Source organism: Streptomyces turgidiscabies Car8 (genome assembly GCF_000331005.1).
GTDB classification, from domain to species: Bacteria; Actinomycetota; Actinomycetes; order Streptomycetales; family Streptomycetaceae; genus Streptomyces; species Streptomyces turgidiscabies.
The window spans coordinates 1-13,729 of record NZ_AEJB01000314.1; the positions used below are offsets into that span (position 1 = coordinate 1).

Genomic DNA, 13,729 nt, shown 5'->3' on the forward strand with positions numbered 1-13,729 from the left:
CCACGTCTCGCCATGTCGTTGTCACACCGCTGTCATGCGGCCGTCGCGCCGCCCGGTCCGCGGAAGACGGCGCGGTAGGCGCTGGGCGAGGTGCCCAGTGTGGTGTGGAAGTGCTGCCTGAGGTTGGCGGCCGTACCGAGGCCCGCCCGCTCGGCCACCTGGTCGACCGGCAGGTCCGACTGTTCCAGGAGTTCGCGGGCGTGCTCGACGCGCTGCTGGGTCAGCCAGTTCATCGGTGTGGTGCCGACCTCGTCGCGGAAGCGACGCGTGAAGTTCCGTACGCTGGTGGCTTCCTGAGCTGCCATCTGGCCGAGGGTGATGGGGTCTCCGAGCCGCTCCAGGGCCCAGCAGCGCGCGGCCGCGGTGGAGGGCGACGACGGCTCCGGCACGGGGCGGCGGACGTACTGAACCTGCCCGCCCTCCCGGTGCGGTGGTACGACGGTGCGGCGGGCGACGTCGTTGGCGACGGCCATTCCGAAGTCGCGCCGAATGATGTGCAGGCACAGGTCGATCCCGGAGGCGCACCCCGCCGAGGTGAGCACGTCGTCGCCGTCGGTGTACAGCACGTCCGCGTCCAGCTCGACCTTGGGGAACAGCCGGGCGAACTGGTCGGCGTACCTCCAGTGCGTCGTCGCGGTCCGCCCGTCGAGCAGCCCGGCGGAGGCGAGCACGAAGGCGCCTGTGCAGATGGAGGCGACGCGGGTGCCGGGGCGCATGCGGGCGAACGCCTCGGTGAGCGGCGCGGACAGGGTCGGCTCCCGTTGCTCGTAGTCCTCGTAGGAGGACAGCACGATCACCGTGTCGGCCTCGGCCAGCGCCTCGGGGCCGTGCTGGACGGTGACGGTGAAATCTCCGTCCGTGCGCAGTTCCCCGGCACTCAGGGCGCACGTGGCAAGCTCGTACAGCGGCTTGCCGTCCACCGACGCTCCTTCCCTGGCCTGGCCGAACACCTGGTGGACGATGCCCAACTCGATGGGGAGGGTCATCTGCCGCGCGAGTACGGCGACATGATGGCGTTCGGGGTGCGTGAAAACGGTCCTGGATTCCGTGACCTCATGCATGGCCATATTCTTGCGCATCTGGTCCATCCAGACACTCGAAGGACGCGCCTCCCGCCGACACGCTGGGAACATGGCTCAGCATCCACAGACTCAGACCCCTCCTTCCGCGCACTCCTCGCCGTCGCCCGCTGGGCCCCGGCGCTCCCGTTCCGGGCCGCACCGCGCATGGGTCATCGCCGTTGTCGCGGGCGCCGCCATCGTGACCGCCGGCGCCTTCACGACCGTCCCGGGACTGCTGGTCACGCCACTGCACGAGGCGTACGCCTGGGACCGCGGGCAGATCGCGCTGGCCGCGTCCGTCAACATGGTCCTGTTCGGCCTCACCGCTCCCTTCGCCGCGGCACTGATGGATCGCGCCGGAATCCGCCGGGTGGGGGCGGGTGCCATGCTGCTCATCGCGGTCGGTGCCCTGCTCACCTACGCGATGACGTCGCCGTGGCAACTGGTCCTGTACTGGGGCGTGTTGATCGGCCTGGGTAGCGGCTGTCTGACGATGACCTTCGCCGCCCTCGTCGCCGACCGCTGGTTCGCGCGGCGCCGCGGTCTGGTCACCGGCGCCCTGAGCGCGTCCAGCCACCTGGGACAACTCGTCTTCCTGCCCCTGCTGGCCTGGTCGGTCGACCGCTACGACTGGAAGCCGCCCGTGGTGACGCTCGCCCTCGTCGCCCTGGCGGTGTCCGCTCTGGTGGCCCTGCTCCTGCGCGACCATCCGGCCGACGTCGGCGTGCTTCCGTACGGAGGCGATCACTTCGTCGCCAAGCCCGCCCACACCCAGGGCGCCGCCCGCCGCACCGTCAGGGTTCTCTTCGCCGCCGCTCGCACAGGAACCTTCTGGCTGCTGGCAGGCATGTTCATCATCTGCGGCGCCTCCACCAACGGCATCATGTGGAGCAATTGGGTACCCGCCGCCCACGACCACGGTATGCACGCGACCGCCGCCGCCTCGGCACTGTCCCTGATCGGCGTCTTCTCCTCCCTGGGCGCCGTTGTCTCCGGCTGGCTCACCGACCGCTTCGAGCCCCGTCGCCTGCTGGCCGTCTACTTCACCATCCGCGCGCTCACCCTGTTGACCCTGCCGATGGTGCTCGCGTCCACCGTCAGGCCTTCCTTGATCGTTTTCGCTGTCGTCTACGGTCTCGTCGACGTCGCGACCGTCCCGCCGGTCATCGCGCTCACCCAGCGCTGCTACGGCGAAGACGGTCCCATCGTCTTCGGCTGGACCAACGCCGCTCACCAGCTGGGGGCGGGCGCTTCGGCCTTCCTCGGCGCCACCGCCCGCGACCTGTTCGGCACGTACAACGTCGTCTGGACCGCGCTGAGCGCGATCTGCCTCGTCGCGGCCCTGATGGCCCTGGTCGTACGAGGCCCACGAACCACTGAGCTCGCCGCATAGCGTCGTGCGACGCCACCATGGGCTACGACACTGCCTTCCGCCTCATGCGCTCTTCGTACGGATGCGATATCCGCGGTGTCGGTGCAGAGTGAGATATGAACTGTGCCGAACTTTCCTGGAGCTGAGCGTCCCGTTCGTGAACGGCGGCAGCAGTAGACCCGTTCACCGGCATACGTATACGGGTACCCACACCCGTCTTCAGTGAGAACCGAGCGTCGAGCGCTCTCATCGCAGTCACCGCCTACCCGTTGCCCGAGTCAACGGAAGGATCCCTCATGGCTGTCAATCCGATCGACCACTGGGTCAAGCACAAGTCGACCCTTCACGCCACGAAGGACGAACAGGTCGAGCTCTTCGTGCGTGAACGCGACGGCACGCCTTCCGGTCCCCCCGCAAACCGCAAGGCGGTCCTCATGCTGCACGGCAGGAGCGTGCCGACGCTGGCTGGTTACGATCTCCAGCACACCTCGTACGCCTGGGGACAGTCGCTCGCCCAGGCCGGGTACGACGTCTTCATGATGGATCTCCAGGGCTCGGGCCGGTCGCCCCGTCCCCGGATGGAGGACCCCTGCAACGTCAATCCCAGCCAGCAGAGCGCGGTCACTCCCCCGCTCTCGGGCCCGCGTACCCCGACCTACCCCTTCGTGCTGAGCAACTCCCAGACCGACCAGGACGAGCTCGGCACCGTGGTCGACTACATCCGCAGCACGCGTGGCGTCTCGAAGGTCGCGTTCATCGGCTGGTCGGCGGCCGCGTTCGCGATGGGACCGTACGCGATCAAGAATCCGTTGAAGGTGGAGAGCCTGTTCCTGCTCGCGCCGATCTTCCCGCCCCTGGGCCCCTCGAACCCGCCGACACTGCCCGCGCCCGGCTTTCCCACCCACGTGCTCACGCGCGGCTTCGAGGCCAGCTGGGGCGCTCAGGTGCACTGCGCCAACCAGCGGGAACCCGGCATGTTCGAGGTCGTGTGGAGCGCCCTCATGGAAAACGATCCGATCGGCCGCACCTGGGGAAAGGTCGACGCCGCGACCGGAAAGCCTGTGGGTGTCAGCCGCTTCCGGAACTTCGTCACGTGGGGCTGGAACAACACCACTGCGGGGCAGGGCGGCGTTCTCGGTGGCGCGGTGCCCGTGCTGATCGTGCACGGCGAGTTCGACACGACGGCCAACACACCGCCGCCCAGCCCCGGGCCCGCGCTCGACTTCCACGTCCCCGCGCTCTACGACGCCGTCACGGGGGCTCACAAGCTCCTGGTCACGGCGAAATGCGCCGGCCACTCGATGCCCTGGGAAGGGCAGCACAAGAACCTGCACAACCTGTCGAAGCACTGGCTCAAGCAACTCAAGGTCGAGGGCAAGACCCAGGGCCGCTTCATCATGGCGGAGGACGGCACCTTCACTCAGGTGCCGTAGCCGCTCATCGACTGTCGTTCACTGCCTGGTGAAGGTGCCGAGACCGCTCGTGTCGAAGTTCTCGACCCGGACCTTGTCGGCGCGACCGTCGGAGCCGACGGTGAAGGTCACTCCGGACAGTCCGACCGCGTTCTCGCCCGTGGTGCTGTAGTAGAAGGTGTCGCCGTCGTAGTGCCGCAGGGTGAACCGCTGCTTCTTCGGCCCGAGTTGCATCACGAGGTCGTCGCCCTGGGCGGAGCTGACGGTCATCGGCCCGTAGAAGTCGTTGGCGTACGTGCCGGTGTAGGCGTCGTCCGCCCTGGCCTGAGCGGGCTTTGCCGGGGGCTTGGCGTAGTCGGTCTCGGAGCGTTCGCCCGCAAGGGCCCCCTCGATGAGCGGGCCGAGGAACGTCAGCCAGTCGACCGTGGGCCCGCCCGTCTGCACCGTGTCGAGAAAGGTCGCGGAGATCGACTCGGGTACGCCGACGGGCGCGCCGTTGGTGAGGACGACGATGCCGAGGTTCTCCGAGGGCAGCAGCGCGACGTTGGTGGCCGCGCCCATCGCGAAGCCACCGGAGTGGCCGAGCTTCAACCTGCCGTGGTCGTCGTAACTGACGTTCCAGCCAAGCCCGTAGAACCCGGACCTGCCCGCCGGCGCGTGCGGCGGCTCGGAAAGGCTGTGCGGGAGGTGGGTCTCGTCCAAGGCGTCGGCGTCGACGACCCGCCGCCCCTCGAACTCCCCGTTGCCGAGCTGCAGTCGCAGCCACTTCGTCATGTCCCGGACGGTGGAGCTGGCTCCGCCCGCCGGACTCTGCGCATCCGCGTCCCGTACGAACTTCGCCTGCCAGGTGCCGCCCTGCTTCACATGGGTGACGGCCTTGTTCTTGGCCTTCTCGTAGTCGGCGAAGGAGGAACTGGTGGAGTCCATGCCGAGCGGGCGGTACAGCTTGTCGGCGGACAGTTTCTCCCAGCTGGTTCCCGCCGCCCGCGCGACGGCGACGCCCGCCTCGGTCAGCCCGAAGTTGGTGTACGCGTAGCTGGCACGGAACGGAGTCAGGGGTTCGTAGCGCAGACGTTCCAGGATGTACGAGCGGTCGTAGCCGAGGTCCTCCAGGATGTCCCCGGAGTGGTCGGGCAGGCCGGTACGGTGCGAGAACAGGTCGGCGAGCGTGGCGTGGCGGGTGACCCAGGGGTCCTTGAGGGCGAAGCCGGGGCTGTACTTGACCACCGGATCGTCCCAGCCGACCTTCTTCTCCCCCACGGCCGCGGCGACCACTGTCGACGCCACCGGCTTGGAGACCGAGGCGAGCTGGAAGACGGTGTCGGGTCCGACCTTGCCCTCCGCGCCGACCTTCCGTACACCGAAGCCCTTCAGATACAGCACCTTGTCGTCGTAGACCACGCCGACGGCGACCCCCGGCACACCGGTTTCGCTCATGGCGTCCCGTACGACGCCGTCGAGCTTGTCCACCGCGGCGTCGACCTTGGCCCGCGTGAGGCTCGGCGGCGGCTGGGCCGGCGGGACGGTGGGCAGCGGCGAGGCCTCCGCCGCCACCTTGCGGACGGCGCCGGAGGTGTCGGCACCCGTCGTACAGCCACTGCCGGCCAGGGCCGCCACCACGCCCAGCGCGGCAGCGACACGAAGGCGCCGGGCGGATGCGGACGCGTTCGCCTGTGCGTGTGCCGGTGCCGGTATCTGCGTCTGCGTCGGTATCTCGTCTAGGGGGGACATGTCTTCCAGTGAAGGTCCTGTCCTGATGACTGTCGCATCAGCGAGCCATTCGGGGGACGGGCCGCCGCAGCCATCGGCGAGCGGCTCCGAACGAGTGGACTCGCCGGTACGCGACCGGAAGGGGTCATCTGCGACGAGTCGCCGATGGTGATGTTGCCGTCCGAGCCCGCCCAAGTTGGAAGAGGCACCCCGGATGCGACATACCCCCCACCGCAGGATGCTCGCCGCGGCACTGTTCGCGGCGTGTGCGCTGATCGGGACGGCAGCGGTCCCCACCGCGACCGCCCGGACCACTACGGCCGACCCGCACCACCGGCATGAACAGCACTGCCGGGACTACGGTCACTCCGGGCAGGACGGGCGGGACCAGAAAGACTGCCCTCCGACGACCCTCTCCCCCGATGTGACCGCCCGGCTGGACAAGGCGATCGAGGACGTACGCCGACAGGCCGGCGTCCCCGGTGTCGCCGTCGGGGTGTGGATGCCCGGCAAGGGAAGCTACGTCCACGCGACCGGTGTCGCCGACACCGTCACCCGCCGCCCGATGACCACCGACGGCTACGTCCGGATCGGCAGCGAGACCAAGACCTTCACCGTCACCGCACTGCTCGAACTCGTCGACGACCAGCGGATCCGGCTCGATGACCCGATCTCCCGCTACGTCCACGGCGTACCGGACGGTCACCGGATCACGCTGCGCCACCTCGCGGAGATGCGCAGCGGCCTGTTCCCGTACACCTCCGATCCGGACTTCGTCCAGGACCTGCTGAGCGACCCGAAGCGTTCCTTCACACCCCGGGAAGTGCTCGCGTACGGCTTCAGGCACGAGAACACCTTCGCGCCGGGCGCGGAGTTCCAGTACTCCAACACCAACCTCGTCCTGCTCGGCCTGGTGATCGAGAAGGTCAGCGGTCAGCGGCTCGCCGACTTCATCGACGAGCGGGTGCTGCGGCCGGCTCGTCTGCGTCACACCCTGTTCCCGAAGGGAGCCGAGTTCCCCGAGCCGCATCCGCGCGGCTACACCGACCAGACGCTGAGCGGAGCGACCGCCGACGCCACTGACTGGAACCCCAGTTGGGCCTGGGCGGCCGGGGCGATGATCTCCGACCTGCACGATCTGCGCAGCTGGGCGAAAACCGTCGCCACCGGGACCCTGCTCAGCCCGCAGACCCAGGCCCAGCGTCTCAAGACCCTGCCGACCGGACTCCCCGGCCTCAGCTACGGCCTCGGCATCTTCGAGACGGGCGGCTGGATCGGCCACAACGGCTCCATCCCCGGCTACCAGACGGTGACCGTCTATCTCCCCTCGCAGAAGGCCACGTTGGTCATCATGACCAACACGGACGCCAGCAGCGGGGGCCAGGAACCGTCCACACTCTTCGCCCGGGCGATCACGCAGATCGTCACGCCGGGGAACGTGTACGACGGGGCGATCGCGCCGCAGTAGGGGTACGGCGGGGGGGCAGGTGGCCGGGGGCCGGGTGGGCCCGGTGTGACCTGGTGGCCGGTGCTGGGTGGCCCGGTGAGGTGAGCTGGGGGCCGCCCGGGCCAACGCCTGGGCTCGGGCGCCACCTTGCGTCGGGCGGGGCCGATGTGTCGTGTGGGTCGTGTGTGTCGTGCCGCAGTACGGTCATCGGCTCCACTCGTCACGGGGCCTCCCGCCCCAGCGGTCCCGGGCGATCCACCGAACCCGGCGCGGCGCCCCTCCCCAGCCCCTGCGACCTGACTCAGTCGAAGAGAGCCACGACTCCGTTCACCCAGATCGCGAGAAACGCAAGAACCCCCACCAGGCAGCCGGTGCCCGCCAGTACACCGCTCACCGACCACGGCCCGGAGGGCTCCTCGGACTCCTCGTCCAGGCCATACCGCCTGAAGGCCGAGTCTTCCCAGCCGACGGGATACGCCAGCTCCTCCGCGCAGGCACTCCGCACCGCGACAAGCTGACCCTCCGCGAAGGCGGTGCCGGCCATCGCCTCGGGGCCGCGCCAGGCGAGGGCCTTCATCCGCCACCCGTGAGAGACGTACCGTGCCTCGAAGGCGGCCGTCTCGTCAGCATCGCGGTCCTCTTCGAGATACATCCAGCGTCCCGCCTCGGCGGCGTCACCGTAGAGCCGGTACACCTCGGCCAAACGCCGACGGAGCGTCAGATCGTACGGGAACGACGAGACAAGGCCGCGCAAACGCTGCCGAGCAACGGGAACCCGGCCGGCGGCCAGGTCGGCGTCGACTCGGGCAAGGGTCTCTGTCAGGGACATGAACGCATGATCGGCCACCGCACTGACCTGCGTCGACCGACTTTCCTGCCCGGCCCCCCCCTCACTCGCCCTGAACGACATCAGCCGAACCCCCTCACCGAGACGGGAGAACGGCACCTACGTCCCAGCCCTCAGGAAACGCCGTCGAGCGGCCTGAGAAACCGCCGTTCATACCGCTTGATACAACGCGTACGCCGAGCCAACTCGAACGCCTCCTGACACTCCGGATCAGACGCGCTGTCGGTGCGGTACTGCTCGTACGCGGCGAAACTGGGAAACGAGAACAGGGCGTAGGCGATATCGCTGTCCCCCTCGCTGGGCAGGAAGTATCCGTGATGCGTCCCCCCGAACCGGTTGACGAGCCCTACCCAACGGCGTCCGTACTCCTCGAAGTCGTCGATCTTGTCGGCGTCGATCTCGTAGGTCAGGTGGATGGTGATCATGCGTACATGATGCGGCGAGGTCTCACCGGGTGGCCGAGTGGTCCGGCCGCATCGTGTCCTAGATGGGTTTGACTCCGCATCGTCGACACCCGGGAGGCCCCCAACTCGCCTGCTCGCTCATCATCGCCACCGCCCACTCAAAGGCTTTGAGCTGACGGTTGTTAGGGTCATGACATGGCGACTAACGTGATCGTTCCGGGAGATGTGCGCACGCGTGCAGAGATTATGCCGGTGTTCGGGGGAAGCGGACAGGGTGGCATATGCCCCTCCGTCGAAAAACGGAGCGTCAACCTATATTCAGACCCTTCCGTCGGAGAGCTCAACGGATACTACGACGGCTGGCTGGCAGAGGAAGACGACCTGGGGCCCATATTCGAATACACCGGGGCAGGGAAATCTGGAAATCAGACGTTCGCTGGTGTCGCAGGTTCAGGCAACCGAGCCATACTGCGCCACGCCGAGCAAGACCGCACGTTACGAGTTTTCACACAGATAGGCGTGCTTCCTAATAGCGGTACCAAGACGCACCAGTTTGTAGGAGAATTTACTCTGGATGCACTAGAGCCTTACGTATGGCGCAGAGTGCACGGAAATGACGGTAGAGAACGCAATGTGATTGTTTTCCGCCTTCGACCGGACGGAAAATTCCAGCATTCGTCGAAGAATTCAATCCCCGCCGCACCAGAGACCACATGGGAACTCGTCCCCTTCGAGATAGTCACTGCGGCTAACTTTCATAGCGACTCCGCGACTAGCGGGACGCTGCCAATTTCCAACCAGCTCAAGAAAAAGGCAAGCTCCCTGAAAAAGGCTGCCGAAAATGCCGCTACCAGCGGCACGTTCGTCGTATCAGAGGCATTCAACAAGAAAATGAGCCTCCGCTCGTCGGCGGCAGCCCACATCGCCGTGCGCCACGAAGCCGAATTAACCCGTACCTACATGGCCCACCTTAAAGAGGTCGGCCGCAAGACCGGCGCCTTCCAGATAAAAGTCAAAGGGCTCACGTCCACTCTCAGGACAGATCTTTATGATGCATCAGAGCACGTTCTGTATGAAGCTAAGGGATCTAGTGCACGCGAGGACGTAAGGATGGCGCTAGGGCAGATTTTAGACTACAGCCGCTATGTGCGAACCGAGGAGCATCCTGAGCCACCCAAGCGCGTAATCCTGCTTCCCGCGAAGCCCGACTTGGACATGTTCGACCTGTGCAAAACGTACGGAGTTGAAATTGTCTACAGGTCGGAAAACGGCAGCTTCATAGGGGACGCAGTACCAGCTGACTGAATCAAATCCCTACCTCTACGGCCCTTCCAGCATCTTGAGCGGCCTACCTGCGGGAGTCATACGCCATCGACGTGAAATAGCACCAAGGCGAGTGGCTCCCGCATACGGCACCAGGTCCAGTGGATTCATCCACGCATCAGAGAAGTGAATGTTCAAGTGTAACGCGAGAGCCAAGAGAATGTCCTGATATTCATCCGTGTCAATTTGCGCAAGCAGAAACCCTGGACCGGGCGAGCGCTCCAGAAGCAAACTATCAGGGTTCTGCCACTGCAGGTGCCCCTTCCCTAACACCCAAACACTGTCAGGCCACTCGACTGGCGGTCGGGTTTGACACCACTCCATAAGGTGACTGCCAATCGTCTCTAACTTGAGACTATCAAAAGCAACGACAATCCCCGAGGTCGGGAAGAAGTCGTAAGTTTTCCCATAGGCGAGCGTTTTTCGTGGTACAAGTCCTGGCGTCGGCCGATACGAATTCTTTGACATACGACGCAATACGCTAATTTTGTTGCACGCATCTAAGAGCTGCTGCTTGTCCAATTTGGTCTTCACTTCGACAACACCATAGACACACTCATTCGGGAGGATCCTATACCCGTTTAGAGTAGTGAATGGTGGAGTTCCTCGATCCGCGAGAACGATGTCGCACTGGGTAGAGGTCTCGTCTGCAGCTGTGACTATCTCGGCGTTATGTATTGGTTCCACATGAGATGGTAGGTAGCTGGCGAGAAACTCCCGAATAAGAGCTTCTCGCGAAGTTCCCGCTTCGCCGTTGTGTTTGAAGTTTCTTGACTGCTCGAAGTCTGCCCGCATCCGTCTGGCAACCGAGCTGAGGATTCTTCCAAGTTTCTCCTGAGTCATGGAATAACTCTAGGGGAGTGCAGCAGGTCAGTGCAGCTATGACAGCAACTCGCTCCTCTCCCCCATCCCAGCAGTCAGTCATCGCCTGCGCACTGTCACTGCCCTCTGTTACACATGAGTCAGCTGCTAGGCGATCAAGGGAGCCAGGGTGTCTGAGTCGGGGGAATCCGTGCGGCCCGCCGTGGGTGTGTACGAGGAGCTCATCACCGTGCGCTTCGAGCAGAAGCTGAAGGAGTTCGCGAGCCTTGGGTGGCATCTCGTGAGCGACTCGGTGGGAGACGAGTCGGCTCCCCATGTCCTCGCAAGGCACATCGCCCGGACGGTGCGCCGCGTGCTTCAGAGCATCCCTGCCGAGGAGCGGGTATACGCGACGAACCACATCTTGGAGTCCATCAGCACCCTCGAAGGAGCCCAGGAGTGGGTGGAGTTGGTGGCAGACGGACCTCGCCAGCTCTTGGCATTGACACGGCAGGAGGCTCCCGGTGTCTTCGCCGTTCGGCCAGGTATCCCCCTCTCCGACACCGCACTCATCACCAACTCGCCCGACGACCCCAACCTCGGCTTCGAGCTACGCGCCGAACTCGCCACCGCTGATCGCGTCGACCTGCTCTGCGCCTTCGTGAAATGGCACGGCCTGCGCATCATCGAGCAGTCTCTACAAGCTGCCCGCGAGCGAGACGTGCCGATACGCGTCATCACGACGACTTACATCGGCGCCACCGAGCGGCGCGCGCTGGATCGGCTGGTGCAGGACTTCAACGCCGAAGTCAAGGTCAACTACGAGACCAGGTCGACGCGACTCCACGCCAAGGCGTGGCTGTTCCGGCGCAAGAGCGGTTATGACACGGCGTACGTGGGCAGCTCCAACCTCTCCAAGGCCGCGCTGCTCGATGGCTTGGAGTGGAACGTCCGGCTGTCATCTATCGCGACGCCCGACGTGCTGCGGAAGTTCGAGGCAACGTTCGAGTCGTACTGGAGCGATCCATCTTTCGAGATATACGACCCGGAAGTCGACGGAGCTCGGCTCCAGGAAGCTTTGGCGATCGCCGGCGGCACCTCCGCTACGTCTGCTGCAGATCGCCGAATCACCTTGTCCGGCCTCGAAGTACGCCCTTACCCACACCAGCGAGACATGCTGGAGCGGCTCGAAGTTGAGCGGGAAGTACATGATCGGCACCGGAATCTACTGGTCGCGGCGACCGGAACCGGCAAGACCGTGATGGCGGCCCTGGACTACAAGCAACTACGCAAGAAGCACGGCCGTGACCTCCGGCTGCTCTTCGTCGCCCATCGCAAGGAGATCCTCCAGCAGTCCCTACGGACCTACCAAGACGTCCTGGTAGACGCGAACTTCGGCGAGTCCCTGCACAGCGGAGAGATTCCGGAGCGTTGGACGCATGTCTTCGCCAGCGTTCAGTCGCTCAACGCACGAGCGCTCGACCGGCTGGCTGCTGATCATTTCGACGTGATCGTGATCGACGAGTTCCACCATGGGACTTCGCCCACCTACCGGAAGATTCTCGATCACTTCGAGCCGCTGGAACTGCTTGGCCTCACGGCGACTCCTGAGCGCATGGACGGCAAGAACATCCAGGACGAGTTCTTTGATGGCCGCATCGCCGCCGAGATGCGGCTGTGGGAGGCCTTGGAGAACGACCTACTCAGCCCCTTCCACTATCTCGGCATTAGCGACAACACCGACCTGAGTGCGGTGAAGTGGCATCGCGGGGCGTACGACGCAAACGCTCTGAGCGATGTGCTGTCCGCCAACCAGGCGCGAGCGTTGCTGGTGTTGAAGGCCGTTGCGGAGAAGGTCGCCGATCCCACCGCCATGCGCGCGTTGGGCTTCTGCGTCTCTGTCACGCACGCGCACTTCATGGCGCAGTCCTTCCAACAGGCAGGCATCAAGGCCGTTGCCCTGTCCGCTGTGACCCCTACCGACGAACGCAAGCAGGCACTGGATGACCTCAAGTCCGGTGCGTTGCAGGTGATCTTCTCGGTCGACCTCTTCAACGAGGGCCTGGACATCCCCGACGTAGACACCTTGCTCTTGCTACGTCCTACTTCCAGCGCAACGGTGTTCTTGCAGCAACTCGGCCGAGGTCTCCGACGTACCGAGAACAAGGCGGTACTGACCGTGCTCGACTTCATCGGTCAGCACCGCAAGGAGTTCCGCTTCGAGAACCAATTCCGCGCGCTGACGAATCTGACCCGCAAGCGGCTCTTGGACAACATCGAGCACGACTTCCCACAGCTCCCGTCTGGCTGCCAGATCCTCCTTGAGGAGAAGGCCAAGAAAACCATCATCGCCAATATCAGAGACCAGATCGGCGTCAACGTCACGGCTTTGGCACGCGAGGTGGCGGATTACGCCGAACCGAAGCTCAGCCGCTACCTCTACGAGAGCGGACGCGAGCTCAAGGAGCTCTACCGAGGCAACGGGAACTCGTGGACGGGTCTACTCCGCCGTTCTGGTCTCCTGAAGGGTGAGGCTCCCGAAGGTGAAGCCGCCCTCCTCAAGCGCGTCTCGGCATTCCTCCACGTGGACGATCCCCTGCGGGTTGCCGCGTACACCCGGATGTTGGAGGACGACGCTCCTGCGTACGACGCCCTCGACGAGCAAGGGCAGGCGTACGCGCGCATGCTCTTCTTCCAGTTGTGGCCGCTTGGCGGCATCGTCCGCAAGGGTTACGCCACCTACGACGCCGGGTTCGCGACCCTGCGCAGGCAACACGCCGTACGCAGTGAGCTGCGCCAGGTGTTGGAGTACAACCTGGCCCACACCGAGCACGTACCGATCCCGCTCTTGGGTGTTGGCGGCCCAAGCGGCGTCCCGCTCACCGTGCACGCCTCCTACAGCCGCGAGGAAATCCTTCCTGCGCTGGGGCAGTCGTACATTGGCGGCTTCATGCCGGCCGACTTCCGTGAGGGCGTGAAGTGGTGCAACTCAATCAAGACGGATGCACTCCTCATCACGTTGGAGAAGGACGAGAAGGACTTCTCACCGCAGACGCGCTATCACGACTACGCACAGAGCGAGACTCTCTTCCACTGGGAGTCCCAGAACCAGACGTCAGCGACCTCTCCCACGGGTCTGCGGTATCAGCATCACGTCGCCGAGGGCAGTAACGTCCTGCTCTTCGTCCGCCGCTACAAGAGCACCGATACCGGCGGTGCACAACCCTGGATGCTGCTTGGCCCGGCCGAGTACGAGAAGCACACAGGCAGCAAACCGATGGCGATCACGTGGAAGCTTGAGCACGAGATTCCGGCGGACGTATGGACGTACTCGGCGATCACAGCCGGGTAG

10 protein-coding genes are annotated in these 13,729 nt (G+C 65.0%); 5 read left to right on the plus strand and 5 right to left on the minus strand.

All coding sequences use genetic code 11. From position 1 onward, the window contains the following. Positions 1-32: 32 nt before the first annotated feature. Positions 33-1,061, minus strand: a complete 1,029-nt coding sequence (locus tag STRTUCAR8_RS20675) for a GlxA family transcriptional regulator (protein ID WP_006377825.1) — start codon at positions 1,059-1,061, stop codon at positions 33-35. A 70-nt stretch (positions 1,062-1,131) separates the two neighbouring features. Here STRTUCAR8_RS20675 and STRTUCAR8_RS20680 point away from each other — a divergent pair, with 70 nt between their 5' ends. After that, positions 1,132-2,454: an MFS transporter gene (locus STRTUCAR8_RS20680; RefSeq protein ID WP_100247599.1), complete on the plus strand. Its 1,323-nt coding sequence runs from the start codon at positions 1,132-1,134 to the stop codon at positions 2,452-2,454. Between the two features lie 275 nt (positions 2,455-2,729). After that, positions 2,730-3,866 (plus strand): alpha/beta fold hydrolase, encoded by a 1,137-nt coding sequence (locus tag STRTUCAR8_RS20685; RefSeq protein WP_006377841.1) that lies wholly within the window; start codon positions 2,730-2,732, stop codon positions 3,864-3,866. 18 nt (positions 3,867-3,884) lie between these two features. Here STRTUCAR8_RS20685 and STRTUCAR8_RS20690 read toward each other — a convergent pair whose 3' ends face one another. Further along, a complete protein-coding gene (locus STRTUCAR8_RS20690; protein WP_006377826.1) occupies positions 3,885-5,576 on the minus strand; it encodes a serine hydrolase in 1,692 nt (563 codons plus the stop codon). A 193-nt stretch (positions 5,577-5,769) separates the two neighbouring features. Between STRTUCAR8_RS20690 and STRTUCAR8_RS20695 the strand changes: the two genes are divergently transcribed. Further along, complete coding sequence (locus STRTUCAR8_RS20695; RefSeq protein WP_044472559.1) at positions 5,770-7,023, plus strand: serine hydrolase domain-containing protein; 1,254 nt, start codon at positions 5,770-5,772, stop codon at positions 7,021-7,023. Positions 7,024-7,303: 280 nt separating this feature from the next. Here the strand turns inward: STRTUCAR8_RS20695 and STRTUCAR8_RS20700 are convergent, their stop codons facing one another. Next, the gene (locus STRTUCAR8_RS20700; protein WP_044472569.1) at positions 7,304-7,831 is read right to left on the minus strand and encodes a DUF6584 family protein; all 528 of its coding nucleotides are present in this window, start codon (positions 7,829-7,831) and stop codon (positions 7,304-7,306) included. Between the two features lie 131 nt (positions 7,832-7,962). Next, positions 7,963-8,274, minus strand: a complete 312-nt coding sequence (locus tag STRTUCAR8_RS20705; RefSeq protein ID WP_006377827.1) for an NIPSNAP family protein — start codon at positions 8,272-8,274, stop codon at positions 7,963-7,965. A gap of 174 nt (positions 8,275-8,448) precedes the next feature. On the opposite strand from STRTUCAR8_RS20705, the gene STRTUCAR8_RS52575 reads away from it, so the two are divergent. Next, entirely contained in the window at positions 8,449-9,558 is a 1,110-nt protein-coding gene (locus STRTUCAR8_RS52575; protein WP_143666449.1) for an SRA domain-containing endonuclease, read from the plus strand. A gap of 15 nt (positions 9,559-9,573) precedes the next feature. On the opposite strand, the gene STRTUCAR8_RS52580 is transcribed toward STRTUCAR8_RS52575, so the two are convergent. After that, positions 9,574-10,419 (minus strand): DUF6602 domain-containing protein, encoded by an 846-nt coding sequence (locus tag STRTUCAR8_RS52580; protein ID WP_143666448.1) that lies wholly within the window; start codon positions 10,417-10,419, stop codon positions 9,574-9,576. A 148-nt stretch (positions 10,420-10,567) separates the two neighbouring features. Here STRTUCAR8_RS52580 and STRTUCAR8_RS20710 point away from each other — a divergent pair, with 148 nt between their 5' ends. After that, the gene (locus STRTUCAR8_RS20710) at positions 10,568-13,729 is read left to right on the plus strand and encodes a DEAD/DEAH box helicase (protein ID WP_044472560.1); all 3,162 of its coding nucleotides are present in this window, start codon (positions 10,568-10,570) and stop codon (positions 13,727-13,729) included.